This window comes from Rhodospirillales bacterium, assembly GCA_016699855.1.
Lineage (GTDB): Bacteria > Pseudomonadota > Alphaproteobacteria > Reyranellales > Reyranellaceae.
In genome coordinates this window covers 1,392,501-1,409,914 of the sequence record CP064988.1, presented here as the reverse complement: position 1 = coordinate 1,409,914, position 17,414 = coordinate 1,392,501, and the positions used below count along the sequence as shown (strand labels likewise).

Sequence of the window (17,414 nt, the reverse complement as noted above, 5' to 3'; positions counted from 1 at the left end):
TGTTCGCCGCCGCCCGCGCGTAACGATCGACGCGCCGGCCGCGCCGGGGCTTCGCATCGCCGGCGCCGTGCCGCACCATGGCGCCGGTCCCTCGTCCGGGGGCGGGGTCGTGCTCAAGGTTCTCAAGGCCGCGCTGGTGGCGGCGGCGATGGCGTCCGGGGCGCTGGCCGCGCCGGCGCTGGCGGGGCCGCACGAGGACGCGCTGGCCGCGACGCGCGCCGGCGACCACGCCGCCGCCATCGCCATCTGGCGGCCGCTTGCCGAGAAAGGCGATCCGCGCGCCCAGTCCAATCTCGGGGTCATGCACGAGAACGGCCGCGGCGTGCCCGCGGACCTGGCCGAGGCGGTGCGCCTCTACAAGCTGGCGGCCGCCCAGGGCTACGCGCCGGGCCAGCACAATCTCGGCGTGATGTACGCCAACGCCAGGGGCGTCGCCGGCGACGACGCCGAGGCCGTCAAGTGGTACCGGCTCGCCGCCGATCAGGGCTACGCCGCCGGCCAGGCCGATCTCGGGTTCATGTACGAGTTCGGCCGCGGCGTGAAGCAGGACTACGCCGAGGCCGCCCGCCTCTACCGGCTCGCCGCCGACCAGGGCAACGGCAACGCCCGCAGCAACCTCGGCACCTTGTACCGCCAGGGGCTCGGCGTGGCGAAGGACGAGGCCGAGGCGGTCAAATGGTACCGTCTCGCCGCCGAGCAAGGCCACGCCGGCGGCCAGAACAACCTCGGCGTGATGCTGCGCGACGCGATGGGCACCGCGCGCGACGACGCCGAGGCGCTCAAATGGTTCCGACTCTCGGCCGCGCAGGGCAGCGCCTGGGCGCGGACCAACCTCGCGGAGATGTACGAGAGCGGCCTGGGCGTGGAGCGCGACTACGCCGAGGCGGCGAAGTGGTACCGCCTCGCCGCCGAGGAGGGCTACCCGACGGCCGAGAGCGCGCTGGGCGTGCTCTACGAGGAGGGCCGCGGCGTGGCGCAGGACTACGCCGAGGCGATGAGGTGGTACCGCCGCGCCGCCGCCAAGAACGACGCCCGCGCCCAGTCCAACATCGGCTACATGTACGAGATGGGCCGCGGCGTGCCCAAGGACGAGGCCGAGGCGGTGAAGTGGTACCGCTACGCCGCCGACCAGCACTACGCCGTTGCCCAGACCAACCTCGCGTTGCTGTACGAGGAGGGCAGGGGCGTCGCCAAGGACGAGGCCGAGGCGCTCAAATGGTACCGCCGCGCCGCCGCGCAGGGCGACTCCGCGGCGCAGAACAACATCGGCTTCATGTACGAGGAGGGCCGCGGCGTGCCCAGGGACTACGCCGAGGCGATGCGCTGGTACATGAAGGCGGCGGCGCAGGAGGATGCGGTCGCGCTCTACAACATCGGCTCGCTCCATCAGGAGGGCCACGGCGTCCCCAGGGACCTGGTGCGGGCGCTGATGTGGTTCGAGCTGGCCGCGGCGCGCGGCGACAAGGACGCCGAGGCCGAGCGCGCCCGGCTCGAGAAGGAGCTCACCCCCGCCCAGGTCGCCGAGGCCCGCCGCCTCGCCGCCGACTGGAAGCCGCCGAAGTAGCGGCGGGGGCGTAGCCGGGCTGTGGGCCGGGTCGTCTCGAGACCACGCGTTGGCCGGGTCGGTTTGCCCGCGCCGAACGCGCGCGCGGTTCTCCGCGGATCCCCTCAAACCGGCCGAACGATGGATTCCCGGCCGGGACCAGAGCAGACGGGCGTCACTTGGCGAGGTAAGCGCGCTCCGCGTACGGGAAACCGGTCAATTCGCAATCTCTGCCTTCGTCGTACTGATAGTAGGCGCGCACCTCCGCGATGCGCCCGCCTTCGACGACATACCATTCAGTCCCTCTGAACATCATTCGTTCACCGGTTGAGGGCAACGTGTAGGCGCAGCTCCATTCACTGACCACCTCGTTGCCGCTCGCGAGCGTGTGGTCGATCTTCCATGTGGGGCGGTACACCTCTTTGAACTTTCGCCAGTATCTGGCCAGATGCTCCGAACCTCGGATCGGTGGATGGACACGGGGCAGGAAGAAATGGACGACGTCGTCCGCCAAAGTGCTCTTCAACTGCTCGATGTCGCCGGTGTTGCATGCATCGAAATAGTCGAGGACGAGTTTGACGTTGGCCACCGGCGTCATTTCGATCTCCAAACTGGATGTTCTCGCATCGGCTGATCGCCAACCTGCCATGCCGCTCGGTTGCCGAGCAACCGATACTCCTTTGGAGCGGAAGAAGGCTGCCCGTGGCGATCACGTCCTGGGGGCGCCCGGGATTTGTGCGTGTGGCGCGGCGCCGGGTCGGGCGGCGCAACCGGGCCCGTCGGACGAACCGCCGTCAGAACGCGATCACCTGCCTCGCGACGGCGCCGGTCTTGAGCTGGGCGTAGGCCTCGTTGATCTGGTCGAGCCGCACGCGGCCGGAGATCATCAGGTCGAGCTTGAGCATGCCGCGCATGTAGTAGTCGACGAAGCGCGGCATGTCGGTGCGGAAGCGGTTCGAGCCCATGGCGCAGCCCTGGATGCGCTTCTCGCCGAGGATCTCGGCGCCCGACAGCTCGAAGCGCATGCCCACCGGCATCATGCCGATGACGGTGGCGCAGCCGCCGCGCTTGACCATGCGGAACGACTGCTCGACCGTCGGCTTCAGCCCGACGCACTCGAACGAGTAGTCGACGCCGCCGTCGGTCATCTCGCGGATCGCCTTGACCGGATCGACGGTCGAGGCGTCGACGAAATCCGTCGCGCCGAACTCCATCGCGAGGTTGGATTTCGAGGACACGCGGTCGATGGCGATGATGCGGCCGGCGCCGGCGATGGCGGCGCCGTTGATCGCCGACAGCCCGATGCCGCCCATGCCGATCACCGCCACCGTCGAGCCCGGCTCGACCTTGGCGGTGCGGAACACGGCGCCCACGCCCGTCGTGACGGCGCAGCCGATCAGCGCGGCGCGGTCCAGCGGCATGTCCTCGCGGATCTTCACCACGGCGTGCTCGTGCACCAGCATGTGGTCGGCGAAGGACGACAGCACGCCGGGCTGCGGCATCGGCGTGCCGTTGTAGCTCATGCGCTGCGGTCCGTTGGCCGGACGCCGCGTCGCCGGGCTGACGCACAGCGACATGCGCCCGCTCAGGCAGTACTCGCACTCGCCGCAGAACACCGAGACGCAGGTGATGACGTGGTCGCCGGGCTTGACGTAGGTGACGTCCGATCCGACCGCCAGCACCACGCCCGACGATTCGTGGCCCAGCACGCAGGGGCAGGCGCGCGGATAGAGCCCCTCCATGTAGTGCAGGTCGCTGTGGCAGACGCCGGCGAAGGCCGTGCGGATCAGCACCTCGTTGCGCGCCGGCGCGTCGAGGTCGACCTGCTCGATGCGCAACGGCTCGTTGACGGCGTGCATGACGGCGGCGTTGGCTTTCATCGCATATCTCCCGTGCCGCTGGACGCGGCGGCGTTTCCCCGCGCGAGCCTAGGCGCGACGGCGATGGTGGCGCAAGCCGCGGCCCGCCGTCATTCCGGCAGCCCGGCCAGTCGCAGGGCGTCGCGGTAGGCCGCCACCTTCGCGGGATCGCTATATGAAGCCAGAATGTCCCCGAGCGTCGAGAGCCGCAGCGTTGGATAGGCGCTTCGCAGCCGTGCCATGAGCGCGGCCGCTTCCGCGTGCCGGCCGGCCATGGCCGCGCTGGCGGCGCCGATCCGCAGGGCGGGATGGGCGTCCGGCCGCAGGCTGAGCGCCGCGCCCGCCCTCGCCGACGCCTCGTCGTAGCGGCCGAGGAAGAAGTGCGCGTGGGCCGTGTTGATGTGCATCATCTCGATGGAGGGATCGCGCGGACTGAGCAGCATCGCGCGCGCCGCGTGCTCGATCGCGACCTCGTGGCGGCCGAGCCAGTTGTTGATCCAGCCGCTGAACCCCCAGTTCGGCGCGTAGTTGGGATTGATCGACAGCGCCCGCTCGACATAGGCCGCGCCGGTGTCGACGTCCCCCACGACGTAGGCGAGCCCGTATCCAGCGGCGCCGATGGCCACGGCGTCGTCCCGGTCCACCGCCCACGCCAGCCGCGCCAGACGGTCCGTCTCCGGAACGTCCCCCGCCGCCAGCCAGCCGTTGGCCTTGCGCAGGGTGTAGCCCCGGGCGGCCTGCCCGTAGGCGGCGGCGAAGTTGGGGTCGAGCTCGATCGCGCGCATGCACAGCGCGATGGACTCGTCGAGTCCGGCGACGGTCCACAGCCGCGCGCTCGCCACGGCGCGCAGGTAGCAATCGTAGGCGTCCATGCTGCCGGTCGGCTTCCGCCGGGCGCGCTCGATCTCCGCCCGCTCCAGGCTGGGCGTCAGGACGCCGACGATGCTCGACGTCACGCGGTCCTGCAGGTCGAAGATATCCTCGGTGCCGCCCTCGAAGCGGTCGGCCCACAGATGCGCGCCGGTGGCGACGTCGATCAACTGGCCGGTGATCCGGACGCGGTTGGCGGCCCGGCGGATGCTGCCCTCCAGCACGTAGCGCACGCCGAGCTCGCGGCCGACGCGCTTCACGTCGACCGCCGCGCCCTTGTAGGTGAAGCTGGAGTTTCGGGCGACGACGAACAGCCACCGGATCCGCGACAGCGCGGTCGTGATGTCCTCGACCATGCCGTCGGCGAAATACTCCTGCTCTGGATCCCCGCTCATGTTCTGAAACGGCAGCACGGCGATCGAGGGTTTGTCGGGCAGCGCCAGCGGCGCGTCGACGGCCGGCGCGCCGGCCGGCGGCGACGCGACGGCGCCGGGCGCCCAGCGCCACACCCGCACCGGCCGCGCGATGTTCTTCAGCGTCTGTTCGCCGCCGTCCTCGAACGCCGCGTCGAGACGGTCGCGGATGTCGTCGTGGACGCGGCCGGAGATGCAGACGCCGCCCTCGGGCGCGATCTCCTGCAGCCGCGCCGCCACGTTCACGCCGTCGCCGAAGATGTCGTCGCCGTCGATGATGATGTCGCCGATGTTGACGCCGACGCGCAGCGCGACGCGGCGGTCCGCCGGCATGTCCGACGCGCGCGCCGCCATCGCGGTCTGGGTCTCCAGCACGCAGCGCAGGGCGTCGACCACGCTGGCGAACTCCAGCAACAGGCCGTCGCCGGTCGTCTTGACGATGCGCCCGCCATGCGCCGCGATCGCCGGGTCCACGACCTCGGCGCGCAGCGCCTTGAGCGCCGCCAGCGTGCCGCTCTCGTCGCGGCCCATCAGCCGCGAATAGCCGACCACGTCGGTCGACACGATCGCGGCCAGTCTGCGTTGCTCGCGCGCCACGAAACTCCCCCCAGCGCCGTCATTCCGGCGGCGTCAGCACGCTAAGTCGCGATCACGCCGCCGGCAACCCGCCGCCGCGTCCCGTTCCGCGCCGGCGGCGCCCTTCGGAGGCGCCCACCGCGCGCTCGCCCGCCGGCGCGGCCCGGTGTAGAACCCGCCGCATGGGACGGCCGAACAAGGGACAGCTTCCCGACGCGCCGGGGCCGGCGATCATCCTCGCGCGCCCCCAGCTCGGCGAGAACATCGGCATGGTGGCGCGCGCCATGCTCAATTGCGGGCTGGGCGATCTGCGCCTGGTGGCGCCGCGCGACGGCTGGCCCAACCCCAAGGCCGAGCGCGCCGCGTCGGGCGCCGATTCGGTGCTCGCCGCCGCCCGCGTGTTCGACACCGTCGCCGAGGCCGCTGCCGACCTGGAGCGCCTGCTGGCGACCACGGCGCGCGACCGCGACCTCGTCCAGCGCGTGCTGTCGCCGCGGCGGGCCGCCGCCGATCTGCGGAGCTGGGCCGAGGCGGGGCAGAGCTGCGGCGTGCTGTTCGGGGCCGAGCGCAACGGGCTGAAGAACGACGAGCTGATGCTGGCCGACGCGCTGCTGACCTTCCCGCTCAATCCCGCGTTCTCGTCGCTCAACCTGTCGCAGGCGGTGCTGCTGGTGGCCTACGAATGGTCGCAGGCGGGGATCGAGACGCCGGACGAGCGCCTCGTCGTCAACATCAGCAAGCCCGCGACCAAGACCGAGCTCGACGAGTTCCTCGCCCGGTTGGAGGGCGAGCTCGACGCCGCCGGCTTCTTCCGCGTGCCGGAGAAGCGCGCCACGATGGCGCGCAACATCCGCGCCCTGTTCGCCCGCGCCGCCCCCACCGCGCAGGAGGTCAGCACCCTGCACGGCGTCGTCAGCGAGCTGATCGGCAAACGCAAACGCGGCAAGGCGTGAGGGGGCGTTGTTTCTTCCCTCTCCGCCGCGTAGCGGGGGAGAGGGAAGGGGCCCGCGCGCAGCGCGGGAAGAGTGAGGTGGTCGTCGTATCGATCGAACTGCGTCAGGAAATGCGACAGGCTGTGGTATCGAACGTCGTCGGCTTCTCGTCGACACCGCCTCCGACCCGACCACCACCTCACCACCGCCGTATCGGCGCTTCGCCGATACGGCGTACCCCATGCTCCGCATGGGTCCCCTCCCTCTCCCCCGCTGCGCGGCGGAGAGGGCAAAGGCGGCGCCATCCGGGATATCTGATCGCGGGCGGTTTGTTGTAGGCTCCCCGCCGGTCGTAACGAAAAATCGAGGGGAGACGACGCGCATGCCGACACGTCGACAGATCATCGCGGGCGCCGCGGCCTTGGCCGCGCCGTCGATCGCCCGCGCCCAGGACGGCTATCCGAACCGGCAGGTCCGCTTCATCGTGCCGTTCCCGCCGGGCGGCGGCACCGACACGATCGGCCGCATCGTCGCCGACCATCTCGGCCGCCTGTTCGGGCAGACCGTGGTGGTCGAGAACAAGGGCGGCGCCGGCGGCACGGTGGGCACGGTCGAGCTCGCGCGCGCGGCGCCCGACGGCTACACCATCGGCATGATCACGGTGGGATCGCACGGCATCCATCCCACGCTCTACGCCAAGCTGGCGTTCGATCCCGAGAAGGACTTCACGCCGATCTCGATGTTCGCGTCGCTGCCGAACCTGCTGGCGCTGCATCCCGGCGTGCCGGCGACGAACATGGCCGAGCTGATCGCGCTGCTCAAGAAGAACCCCGGCAAGTACACCTTCGCCTCGTCGGGCGCCGGCACCTCGCTGCATCTGTCGGGCGAGATGCTCAAGCAGATGGCCGGCGTCGACATGCTGCACGTGCCCTACAAGGGCGGCGGTCCGGCGCTCAACGACCTGATCGCCGGCCAGGTCAGCATGATCTTCGGCAACGCGCCCAGCACCTGGCCGCTGGTCAAGGGCGGCAAGCTGCGCGGCATCGCCGTGACGTCGCCCGAGCGCTCCGCCGCGATGCCCGACATCCCGACCATCGCCGAGACCGTGCCGGGCTACTCCGCCACCTCGTGGTACGCGCTGGCCGGGCCGGCCGGGCTGCCGCCGGCGATCACGGACAAGCTCGAGAAGGCCGTCGCCGAGATCGTCGCCAAGCCCGAGGTCAAGGCGCGCTATCTCGAGCTCGGCACCGACATCCCGCCGATGGGCCGCGCCCATCTCGAGAAATTCTACCGCGAGGAGATCGCGCGCTGGGCGCCCGTCGTGCGCGCGTCCGGCGCCCGGGTGGAGTAGGGCGGTGCGGCTGCTGAGCTACGTCGCGGGCGGCGTCGCCCGCTACGGCGCGGTGAAGGGCGAGGGCGCGGTGAAGGCGGACGGCGTCGTCGATCTGACGCGCCGCGTCGGCGACCGCTGGCCGACGCTGCGCGCCGCGATCGCGGCCGGCGCGCTGCCGCGGCTGGCGGAGATCGTCGACGCGGCGGCGCCCGACGTGGCGCTCGATGGATTGACCTTCGCGCCGACCATCCCCGATCCGCCGAAGATCCTGTGCGTCGGGCTGAACTACAAAAGCCATGTCGGCGAGATGGGCCGCGAGATGCCGGCCCAGCCCAGCGTGTTCGCGCGGCTGCACGACACGCTCGTTGCGCATGGCGGCGACATCGTCCGGCCGCGGGTCTCCACCAATCTCGATTTCGAGGGCGAGCTGGCCGTCGTGATCGGCCGCCATTGCCGCCACGTCGCCGAGGCCGACGCGCTGTCGGCGATCGCGGGCTACACCTGCTTCAACGACGGCAGCGTTAGGGATTTCCAGAAGCACTCCGTGACGGCCGGCAAGAACTTCCCGTCGACCGGCGCGCTGGGCCCGTGGATGGTCACGACCGACGCGTTGCCCGATCCCGCCGCGCTGACCTTGACCACGCGCCTCAACGGCGTCGAGGTCCAGCGTGCGAAGACCGACCAGCTGATCTACCCGATCCCCCGCATCGTCGCCTATCTCTCGACCGTCACGCCGCTGTCGCCCGGCGACATCATCGCGACGGGCACGCCGGAGGGCGTCGGCGCCGGGCGCAAGCCGCCGCTGTGGATGAAGGCCGGCGACGCGGTCGAGGTCGAGATCGCGGGGATCGGAACCCTGCGCAACGCCGTCCGCGACGAGCGCGCTTTACCGGACGCGGGGTTGCCGTAAGATCGCGCGCCGGCGGAGACGCCGGCGGGGTCAAGAACAAGAACGCTGGAGGACGACCGAGATGACGATCGACAAGACGACGGGCGGAATCATCGCGACGCGGCGGCGGACGCTGATCGTCGGCGCGGGCGCGACGCTGGCCGCGCCGATGCTGGCGGCGGGCGTGGCGCGCGCCCAGGACACGTGGCCGAACCGGCCGGTGCGCTACATCAACCCGTTCCCGGCCGGCGGCGCCACCGACACGCTGTCGCGCATCTACTGCCAGAAGATGAGCGAGATCACCGGCCAGCAGTGGATCGTCGAGAACCGCGGCGGCGGCGGCGGCGACCTCGGCGTCGACATCGTCGCCAAGGCGGCGCCCGACGGCTACACCTGCGGCCTGGGCGGCATCGCCAGCCACGCCATCTCGCCGACGTTGAAGAAGGGCCAGCTGCCGTTCGACGCCGAGAAGGACTTCACCTTCGTCACGAACCTGTGGTGGCTGCCGAACATGCTGGTCGGCAACCTCAACCTGCCGGCCAAGACGGTGCCGGAGCTGCTCGACCTGCTGCGCAAGAACCCCGGCAAGTACTCCTACGCCTCGGCCGGCAACGGCACGACGCTGCACATCTCCGGCGAGCTGTTCAAGCAGCTGGCCAAGGTCGACATGCTGCACGTGCCCTACCGCGGCGCGGCGCCGGCGATGATCGACATCCTGGCCGGCCAGGTGCACCTGATCTTCGACAACATCCCCGGCTCGCTGGCCCAGTACCGGCCCGGCAAGGTCACGGGCTTCGCCGTCACCTCGGCCGAGCGCAGCAAGGTGGTGCCCGACATCCCGGCGCTGTCGGAGTTCATCCCCGGCTTCGACATGCGCTCGTGGACCGCGCTGGTGACGCCCGCCAAGCTGCCGCCGGCCATCCTCCAGCGCGCCTCGGACTTCAGCAAGAAGGCGCTGGAGAGCCCCGACGTCATCAAGGCCTATCTCGAGCAGGGCGCCACGGCGTGGTGGTCGAGCTCGGCCGACGTCACCGCCTACCGCGCCAAGGAGGAGGCCCGCCTCGCGGCCATCATCCTCAAGGCCGGCGCCAAGGTCGACTGACTCCGGCCGCCGAATCGCGGCCGCGCCGCGCTCTCTCTCCGCCGCGTCGGCGCCGTCTTCGGCGCCTGAGCGGGGGAGAGGGAAGGGGCCCGCGCGTAGCGCGGAAGGCCGTATCGGCGAAGCCGATACGGCGGGGGTGGGGTGGTCGTCGTGGAGCCGCCGGCATCCGCTGTCGACGCACCTCCGTTCCTCCCCGGCGTTCCCTCTCGTGCGGACACCACCTCACCCCCGCCATATCGGCGTTTCGCCGATATGGCGCACCCGTCGCTTGCGCGACGGGTCCCCTCCCTCTCCCCCGCGAGCGGCGGAGAGGGCGATTGGGCGGCGTGCGTCGCGTTAAGTGTCTGAAATTGAAAGAATTCCCCGCGATTTGACTCCGCGCGTTCGATCCGTATATTCCGCGCTCCTTCCGGAGAACGTGGATCGGGGCCTTCGCGCCCCGATCCCGCCCGGGCCCCAGCGGCCCGATCCAGGCCTATCCGGACATGAAAGAGCGAGAAGGATCCGCCACGTGAGCAAGCGCGAGAACGCCAAGCACAAGATCGACCGCCGCCTCGGCGTCAACCTCTGGGGCCGCCCCAAGAGCCCGATCAACAAGCGCGAGAGCCGTCCCGGCATGCATGGTGCCAAGCGCACCAAGGAGACGGAGTACGGCAAGCAGCTGAAGTCGAAGCAGCGCATCAAGGGCTACTACGGCAACGTCGGCGAGCGCCAGATGCGCCGCTACTACCACGAGGCCATCCGCCGCAAGGGCGACACCGGCGAGAATTTGATCGAGCTGCTCGAGCGCCGTCTCGACGCGGTCGTCTACCGCCTCAAGTTCGCCGCCACCGTGTTCGCCTCGCGCCAGCTCGTCAGCCACGGCCACGTCAAGGTCAACGGCCGGCGCGTCAACATCTCGTCCTACCAGGTGCGCGACAACGACGTCATCGAGCTCACCGCGAAAGCGAAGCAGCTCGCCGTCGTGCTCGAGGCCGTGCAGCTCGCCGAGCGCGAGGTGCCGGAGTACATCGAGGTCGACCACAAGGAGATGAAGGGCAAGTTCCTGCGCGGCCCCAAGCTCGCCGACGTGCCCTACCCGGTGCAGATGGAACCGTCGATGGTGGTCGAGTTCTACAGCCGCTAGCGACCGCGACACCGGCGGGGAGCGCCCCGCCCCGGGCGTGGTCTTCCACGCCCCGCGCGGTCTTCCGCGCCACCCGAACGAGCCCGCGCCCGCCAGGACGCGGGCTTTTTCACGCCCGCGACATCAGCGCAGCTCCACGATGCGCTGGCCGTCCTCGAACGCCGAGGTGATCGCCCGCCAGGCCGCGTCGAAGCGCGCCAGCAGGGCCACGCGCCGCGTGTTGCCGACGCGCACCCAGAGCAGGCGGCCGGCATCGCCGGGACGCGACGCGAGGTGGAAGAAATCCTCGTCCTTGGAGACGACGATCCGGCCCTGCGCCACCGCCGTCGCCCAGATGTCCCGGTCGTCGGCGCCGCCCATCCCGGCGTCGAGGACATGGACCGCGTCCACCCCCCGGGCGGCGATCCAGCGCGCGAGCGCGACCGGCAGCTGGTTGTCGATCAGGAACGTCAAGCGGCCGGCAGCACGGCGTGGTCCGCCTGGCGCGCCGCGTACAGCAGGACGGCGCGGATGTCGGCCGCTTCGAGGAACGGGTAGTCGGTCAGGATCTCCTCGTGCGAGGCGCCGGCCGCCAGCAGCTCCAGAACGTCGACCACCCGCAGCCGCGTGTCGCGCACGCACGGCCGGCCGCCGCAGCGCTCGGGCTTCACGGTGATGCGGTCGAGAAGGTCCATGGCGTCGAGGGTAGCCGCGGCGGGCGGGGCGGCAAGGTGGCCACGCCGGGCTTGTCGTCCACCCGTTCATCGCCTACATCGCCGGCAAATGGGTTGGGGGCTGTTCCCGGCCGGCGCTGGGCCTCGGTGTGACCGGGGCCCTTCTGCTGTTCAGGTGGTCGACTTCAACGGCCGTGGGGTCAGGCCTGCAAGACGGCAAATTCTCCGCGCGTCCGGCTGGCCGACCCTCGCTACCACGCCGCCACGCCCGCCCTCCGCGTCACGCGGCCTTGCGCCGCGCCTTCGGCGCCGGATGACGCAGCAGGTCGGGATCGCAGCGCAGCGCCGCCGCCAGCGCCGCGCGGGTGCGCGCCGAGCCGGCGCGCCGGCCGGTCTCGATCTGCGACACGTACAGCGTTGACAGCCCGGCGGCCGCCGCCAGCGCCGCCTGCGTCATGCCGCGGTGGTCGCGCATCGCGCGCACGCGGCTCGTCCCCGGCGCGCGCAGCGCCTTCGCCAGATCGAGCGGCCACGTCTCGGCGTCGGCCGCCGCCCCGGCGCGCGCCTCGTCGTAGAGCCGCATGTCGCCAGCCGCTTCGGCAAGCGCCCGTCGCATGTCGTGGTGTCTTCCGGTGGCGGGACGCATCGCGGCCTTGTCCTGCGGTGGCTTGAGGGGGCCAGACTATACCATGTCCGCGTGTCCGGGCGCCCGCCCGCGCCGGCGATGGTTGCGCCGCCGCTTGGTTTATACGACTCTGCGCGGATGAGTTCCGAGCGCATCGCCGAGACGGTCGCGCGGCTGGCGACCAAGCCCGGCCATGAGCACGTCCGCGCCGGTATCCGCGATCTGTTGATCGAAGGGCTCGGCGCCGATCCGAAGGACGTCGACCTTGAGAAGCGCGTACCCGAAGCGCGCGGCCGTATCGACGCGCTGCTCGGGCGGACGGTCTTCGAGTTCAAGAGCGATCTGGCGAAGGAGCGCGGCGACGCCGAGGAGCAGATCGACCGCTACCTGAAGGAGCGGGAAGGCGCCACGCGCGACCGCTACGTCGGTCTCGCGACCGACGGCTACCAATACGTCGCGTTCGAGCTGCGCGACGGCGCGCTTGTCGAGCTACGCGAGTTCCGGATCGCCGCCCTGAAGCGTCCGACCGACGCGGATCGCGAGGCCGAACGGCTGCTCGCGTGGCTCGACGGCGCGGTCGCGATCCAGTCTTCGCTGCCGGCCGACGCCCTGACGTTCACGAACGAGCTCGGACGGGAAAGCGTCGCCTACCGCCGCGTCCTTGGCGATCTCGACCGGTTGTGGCGCGAGGTCGGGACCGAGCCCGAGGTGGCGTTGAAACGCCAGCTCTGGAGCAGGTTTCTCGCGATCGTCTACGGGTCCGCGATCAACGACGACGGGCTATGGTTCCAGCATACGTTCCTGACCATCGTCGCGAAGTGCATCGCGCATCGGGTCGTCGGGTTGGAGGTCGGCGACGCGGCCGACATGCTGTCGGGGCGGCATTTCCGCGAGGCGCGGATCGCCGGCGCGGTCGAAAGCGATTTCTTCGATTGGGTCCTCGCCTCGCCGGCCGGCGAAGCGCTGGTCCGCAAGATCGAGGGGCATGTCCTGCGCTTCCGCTTCGACGATATCGAGACGGACGTGCTCAAGGTCCTGTACGAATCGTTGATCGATCAGGAGCAGCGGCACGACCTCGGCGAGTACTACACGCCGGACTGGCTGGCCCAGCTCGTTTGCGAGCGCGCCGTCGAACGGCCGCTCGAGCAAACCGTCCTCGACCCCGCCTGCGGCTCCGGTGGATTCCTCTTCCACGGTATCCGCCGCTATGTCGCCGCCGCGCGCGCGGCCGGCGTCCCGGCGGATCGGATCGCCGAGGGGGCGTCGGCGCGGATTTTCGGCATCGACATCCATCCGGTCGCCGTCATCATCGCGCGCGTCACCTATCTCCTCGCGCTGGGCGACTCCATCCGCGAACGTCGCGACGCCGTGTCCGTGCCGGTGTACCTGAGCGACGCGATGCAGTGGTCCGTCGTCAACGTCATGGCCGGGCGCGAAATCCAGGTGCCGGTGCCGCCGGCGAGCGATGGCGAGCCCGAGACCAGCCTCGTGTTTCCCGGCGAGCTTTGCGCGCACACCGTCGCCTTCGACACGACCGTCGATCTGATGATCCAGCAGAGCGAGGCTGGCGCCACCGCCGAAGGCTTGAGCGCGGCGCTACGGCGTCGGGTGCCGGAGGCCGAGCCCTTTCTTGGATCGTTGTCCCAGACGTACAGGGTGCTGCGGCGATTGCAGGACGCCGGACGCGACCACATCTGGGGCTACGTCGTCCGCAATCTGGGTCGGCCCCTGTCGCTGTCGGCGCGCGACGGCCGCGTGGACGTTCTCGTCGGCAACCCGCCGTGGTTGCCGCTGCGCGACATGTCGAAGGCCATGCAGGGCCGTGTGCGCGGCGACATGGCGGCCTACGATATCTGGGTCGGCGGCAAAGTGGCGACGCACCAGGACCTGTCGGCGCTGTTCTATGTCAAATGTGTCGATCAGTATCTCAAACCCGGCGGTCGAATCGCGTTCGTGATGCCGCGCGCCGCGCTGACCCGCCTCCAGTTCGAGAAATTCCGCGCCGGCGTCTGGTCCGGTCCCAAGGCCGCGTTCACCGAGGCTTGGGACCTCGATGGTGTGTCGCCACTGTTCCCGGTGCCGAGTTGTGTGCTCTTCGCCACCCGCGGTCCGCCATGGGGAGGGATACCGTCGACCGTCGAAGCGTTCGAGGGCCGGTTGCCGCTACGCAACGCCTCGCTGCGAGAGACCGACGGTCATTTGCGGCGGCGCGCTGTCGAGGTGACAGCGTTGAAGGAGGTGACAAAGGATTCTGGTGGGTCACCGTATCGTGGTGCCTTTAGACAAGGCGCGACGTTGGTGCCGCGCATGCTGTGCCTTGTCGAGCGTGTCCAGGCGGGCCGTCTCGGTGGTAGCGCGGCGGCACCATTGGTGCGGAGTCGCAAAAGCAATCAGGACAAGAAGCCATGGAAGGAACTTCCATCACTGCAAGGTAACGTCGAGGTCGAGTTTCTTCGTCCTGTTCTTCTCGGCGAGTCCATTGCGCCGTATCGAACTCTTGCGCCCAGCTTGGGAGTGGTGCCGTTTCGGCGAGAATTGTTGTCTGCTGAAGCCGCTCAACGTGAAGGACTGACGGGGCTCGCAGACTGGTTGCGGCGTTCTGAGGCTGTTTGGAACGAGCATCGGTCAAGTGCGATGTCATTCCGTGAACAGCAAGACTACTTTGGAAAGCTATCCGCGCAGTTTCCGATCAGCCCGCTTCGGGTCGTGTACTCAAAGGCAGGTACTCTTCCCGCTGCTTGCTTGATCAACGACCCCACTGCTGTAATCGATCATAAACTCTATTGGATGGCGACGGATTCGGTCCAAGCGGGGCGATATTTGTGCGCAATCCTCAATAGTGACGAAGCTCGCCAGAGGGTCGAGCATTTGCAGAGTCGCGGCCAGTGGGGCGCGCGTGACTTCGATAAGGTGATATTTGCGTTGGATTTCGATCGATTCGACGTGCGGAATGCGACGCATGTAGCGCTCGCGCGTGCGGCCGACGAAGCGGAGGGGATTGCGCATGCGGTCGAGATCGCCGACGGAGCACCTTTTGTGCGCGCCCGGAAAGCGATCCGTGACGCGTTGACCGAAGCCGGCGTTGCCGAACGGATCGACGGCCTCGTCGCGCGCCTTCTCGACGGACCGCCACGAGACTCGCGCAAGGCAAAGAAGTAGGCGCCGGGGATATAGGAGCACGGACGGCGCTGCCCCGCGCTCACACGGCATGGAGCCGATTTTCGTCCCCGACGCCCCGCTTCTAAGCCGGCGGGTCGACGGAGGCAACCTATGGGTGTGCGGCGTCGCGCCGTTCACAGGGAAACGACCGACGGGTCGATCCGGTCGTTGACTTTCGCCCGCCCCGCGACGAATCTGATAGAGGAGGCTTTGAACGGTTCCGGCCGGGCATTGCCTTTTTTATTGTCCGCACCACCCCGGCGACGACGTGGCCCGCATGTCCATCGACGTTCTGACACACGCGCCGCGCGCCTACACCTACGACGACGGCGCCGCGATCCACGATCTGATCGCGCCGGTCCTCGCGCGCGGCGAGGTGGCGACCGTGTCGTTCGCGGGCGTCGACGCGGTCTCGACGTCGTTCGTCAACGGCGCGTTCATCGGTCTGCTGGAGCGATTCGACTTCGACTTCATCAAGCGCCACCTGCGCGTCGTGAAGTCGACCGGCCAGATCAACCGCACGATCAAGGAGCGCTTCGCGTTCGAGGCGGGCCGCTGTCGGCCGACGCCCGGCGCGGCGGCGTAGCCCCATGCCGGACGCGCCCGACGCCCCGAAGCGGCGCCCGCGCAACAAGGCGGAGCTTGAAAGCTACGTGCGTAAGGTCGAGGCGCTGCTGGCGACGCGCTCGATGGCGCCGGCGGTGCGCGCGTCGCTGCTCAACGCGGTCGCGCTGGCGCGGCTCGGTATCCGGCTGCGCGAAAAGTGCCCCGCGCTCGACGCCCAGCTCGCGTTCGAAAGCGAACAGTCGCGAACGTAACTTTGGCCGCCAGAAGTCCATATCTAGTAAGTCGAGAAGATTATCTCCGCGAGCCGTGGCCTCCTGGCGCCGTTTTGCATATTGTATACAAAATACAATATACAATCCGCGAATCGGCCTTTCGCGGACGCGCCAAAAATCGATCCGATGCGCGGCTGGCCTGGATTCCGAATCGGGTTTTGCGCGCGGCGGGGGTCGTGAATCGGCGGGTTCCGCGAACGCCCTCCAGCGGCGCGGGCGGCGTCTAATCGCCGCGCGCCACCAGCGTGTCGGCGGCGACGCGCGAGGTGTCGGTCTTCGCGACCACCGACTTGAAGCGCTCGAGGTCCTTGCCGCCGAGCGCGGCGCGCTGCGTCGCCTTGACCGCCAGCGGGTTCACGGCGCGGCCCTTCTGGTGCAGCTCGAAATGCAGATGCGGGCCGGTCGAGACGCCGGTGCTGCCGACGAAGCCGATCACCTGGCCCTGGCGCACGCGGGCGCCGGGGCGGATGCCGGCGGCGTAGCCGGCCATGTGCGCGTAGCCCGTGCTGTTGCCGCCGCCGTGGTCGATCCTGACCCAGTGGCCGTAGCCGCCGTTGGGTCCGGCCTGCGCCACCGTGCCGGCGCCGGCGGCGAGGATCGGCGTGCCGTGCGGGGCGGCGAAGTCGACGCCGGTGTGCATCGCCGTGAAGCCCATGATGGGATGGTTGCGCATGCCGAAGCGCGAGGACACGCGCGACAGGTCCATCGGCGTCCGTAGGAACGCTTTGATGACGCTGCGGCCGTCCTTGTAGAAGAAATGCTCGGCGCCGCCCTGCGGCTGGAAGCGGTACACCGACCACGACGCCTTGCCGGCGCCGGTCGTGATCTCGGCCCAGAGCAGGCGCGCGGCGCCCACCGGCTTGCCGTCGGTGGTGTGGGCCTGCTCGATCAGCACCGCGAATTTGTCGCCGCCTTTGACGTCGTACTGGAAATTGACGTCCCACGAGAAGGCGCGGATCACCTCGGCGATGGCGCTGCCCGGCACGCCGGCCGCGTCGAGGCTGCCGCGGAAGGAGTGTTTGACCACGCCGCCGGCGCGCATCAGCTTCGGCACCACCTTGTAGATGCGCTCCTGGGCGCCGAACGTGCCGTTCTCGGCGCGGTCCAGCAGGATCTCGCGCCGCGCCTCCGGCCGGATCGCCAGCGCCAGCAGCGTCGGCGCGCCGCCGCCCGGCGCCGGCGCCCGCACCTGCAGGGTCACCGTCTCGCCGGGCTTCAGCTTGGCGTTCTTCAAAACCGGCCGCAGCGCGTCCAAAGCGCGCTGGATCTCGTCCGGGGCGAACTCCATGTCGCGCAAAATCGACTCGAACGTGTCGCCTTTCTCCACCCGCACCGTGACCTCGTAGCGGTCCATCGGCTGCGGCGCCTCGCCGTCCGGATCGCTCGCCGCCGTCGCGGGAGTTGGAGTCGCGGGCGTCGCCGACGGCGGCGCGGACGTCGATGGCGACGCCGAGGGAGCCGGCGCCGATGCCGATGGCGCCGCTGTGGTCGTCGC

Annotated in this window: 16 protein-coding genes (1 of these 16 only partly in view); 9 read left to right on the top strand and 7 right to left on the bottom strand. The window is 69.9% G+C overall.

Features of this window, described 5'->3' with window-relative positions:
* The first annotated feature begins 109 nt into the window (after positions 1 to 109).
* Positions 110 to 1,564 (top strand): SEL1-like repeat protein, encoded by a 1,455-nt coding sequence (locus IPK81_06595; GenBank protein ID QQS13870.1) that lies wholly within the window; start codon positions 110 to 112, stop codon positions 1,562 to 1,564.
* 154 nt (positions 1,565 to 1,718) lie between these two features.
* Here IPK81_06595 and IPK81_06590 read toward each other — a convergent pair whose 3' ends face one another.
* From IPK81_06590 to IPK81_06580, 3 genes are all read right to left on the bottom strand, one after another.
* Positions 1,719 to 2,141: a nuclear transport factor 2 family protein gene (locus IPK81_06590; GenBank protein ID QQS13869.1), complete on the bottom strand. Its 423-nt coding sequence runs from the start codon at positions 2,139 to 2,141 to the stop codon at positions 1,719 to 1,721.
* A 196-nt stretch (positions 2,142 to 2,337) separates the two neighbouring features.
* Positions 2,338 to 3,423: a Zn-dependent alcohol dehydrogenase gene (locus IPK81_06585; protein QQS13868.1), complete on the bottom strand. Its 1,086-nt coding sequence runs from the start codon at positions 3,421 to 3,423 to the stop codon at positions 2,338 to 2,340.
* Positions 3,424 to 3,512: 89 nt separating this feature from the next.
* A complete protein-coding gene (locus IPK81_06580; protein QQS13867.1) occupies positions 3,513 to 5,282 on the bottom strand; it encodes an adenylate/guanylate cyclase domain-containing protein in 1,770 nt (589 codons plus the stop codon).
* 161 nt (positions 5,283 to 5,443) lie between these two features.
* On the opposite strand from IPK81_06580, the gene IPK81_06575 reads away from it, so the two are divergent.
* The 5 genes from IPK81_06575 to rpsD all read left to right on the top strand — a co-directional run bounded on the left by IPK81_06575 (position 5,444) and on the right by rpsD (position 10,643).
* On the top strand, positions 5,444 to 6,214 hold the full coding sequence (locus IPK81_06575) for an RNA methyltransferase (protein ID QQS13866.1): 771 nt from the start codon (positions 5,444 to 5,446) through the stop codon (positions 6,212 to 6,214).
* A 361-nt stretch (positions 6,215 to 6,575) separates the two neighbouring features.
* A complete protein-coding gene (locus IPK81_06570; GenBank protein QQS13865.1) occupies positions 6,576 to 7,544 on the top strand; it encodes a tripartite tricarboxylate transporter substrate binding protein in 969 nt (322 codons plus the stop codon).
* 4 nt (positions 7,545 to 7,548) lie between these two features.
* Positions 7,549 to 8,436 (top strand): fumarylacetoacetate hydrolase family protein, encoded by an 888-nt coding sequence (locus tag IPK81_06565; protein ID QQS13864.1) that lies wholly within the window; start codon positions 7,549 to 7,551, stop codon positions 8,434 to 8,436.
* Positions 8,437 to 8,497: 61 nt separating this feature from the next.
* The gene (locus tag IPK81_06560; GenBank protein ID QQS13863.1) at positions 8,498 to 9,517 is read left to right on the top strand and encodes a tripartite tricarboxylate transporter substrate binding protein; all 1,020 of its coding nucleotides are present in this window, start codon (positions 8,498 to 8,500) and stop codon (positions 9,515 to 9,517) included.
* A 511-nt stretch (positions 9,518 to 10,028) separates the two neighbouring features.
* On the top strand, positions 10,029 to 10,643 hold the full coding sequence (gene rpsD / locus IPK81_06555; GenBank protein ID QQS13862.1) for a 30S ribosomal protein S4: 615 nt from the start codon (positions 10,029 to 10,031) through the stop codon (positions 10,641 to 10,643).
* Positions 10,644 to 10,766: 123 nt separating this feature from the next.
* On the opposite strand, the gene IPK81_06550 is transcribed toward rpsD, so the two are convergent.
* The 3 genes from IPK81_06550 to IPK81_06540 form a co-directional block, all read right to left on the bottom strand.
* A complete protein-coding gene (locus tag IPK81_06550; GenBank protein ID QQS13861.1) occupies positions 10,767 to 11,096 on the bottom strand; it encodes a DUF5615 family PIN-like protein in 330 nt (109 codons plus the stop codon).
* On the bottom strand, positions 11,093 to 11,317 hold the full coding sequence (locus IPK81_06545; protein QQS13860.1) for a DUF433 domain-containing protein: 225 nt from the start codon (positions 11,315 to 11,317) through the stop codon (positions 11,093 to 11,095). Before IPK81_06545 ends, IPK81_06550 begins: the two co-directional genes overlap by 4 nt.
* 259 nt (positions 11,318 to 11,576) lie before the next feature.
* The gene (locus tag IPK81_06540; GenBank protein ID QQS13859.1) at positions 11,577 to 11,912 is read right to left on the bottom strand and encodes a helix-turn-helix domain-containing protein; all 336 of its coding nucleotides are present in this window, start codon (positions 11,910 to 11,912) and stop codon (positions 11,577 to 11,579) included.
* A gap of 147 nt (positions 11,913 to 12,059) precedes the next feature.
* Between IPK81_06540 and IPK81_06535 the strand changes: the two genes are divergently transcribed.
* The 3 genes from IPK81_06535 (at position 12,060) to IPK81_06525 (ending at position 15,898) form a co-directional block, all read left to right on the top strand.
* Positions 12,060 to 15,080 (top strand): SAM-dependent DNA methyltransferase, encoded by a 3,021-nt coding sequence (locus IPK81_06535; protein ID QQS13858.1) that lies wholly within the window; start codon positions 12,060 to 12,062, stop codon positions 15,078 to 15,080.
* Positions 15,081 to 15,357: 277 nt separating this feature from the next.
* On the top strand, positions 15,358 to 15,666 hold the full coding sequence (locus tag IPK81_06530; GenBank protein ID QQS13857.1) for an STAS-like domain-containing protein: 309 nt from the start codon (positions 15,358 to 15,360) through the stop codon (positions 15,664 to 15,666).
* A gap of 4 nt (positions 15,667 to 15,670) precedes the next feature.
* On the top strand, positions 15,671 to 15,898 hold the full coding sequence (locus tag IPK81_06525; GenBank protein ID QQS13856.1) for a hypothetical protein: 228 nt from the start codon (positions 15,671 to 15,673) through the stop codon (positions 15,896 to 15,898).
* Positions 15,899 to 16,142: 244 nt separating this feature from the next.
* On the opposite strand, the gene IPK81_06520 is transcribed toward IPK81_06525, so the two are convergent.
* On the bottom strand, positions 16,143 to 17,414 hold the 3' portion of the coding sequence (locus IPK81_06520; GenBank protein ID QQS13855.1) for a peptidoglycan DD-metalloendopeptidase family protein. 207 nt of this gene lie beyond the right edge of the window; the window shows 1,272 of its 1,479 coding nt (coding positions 208–1,479); the start codon falls outside the window, past its right edge; it ends in the stop codon at positions 16,143 to 16,145.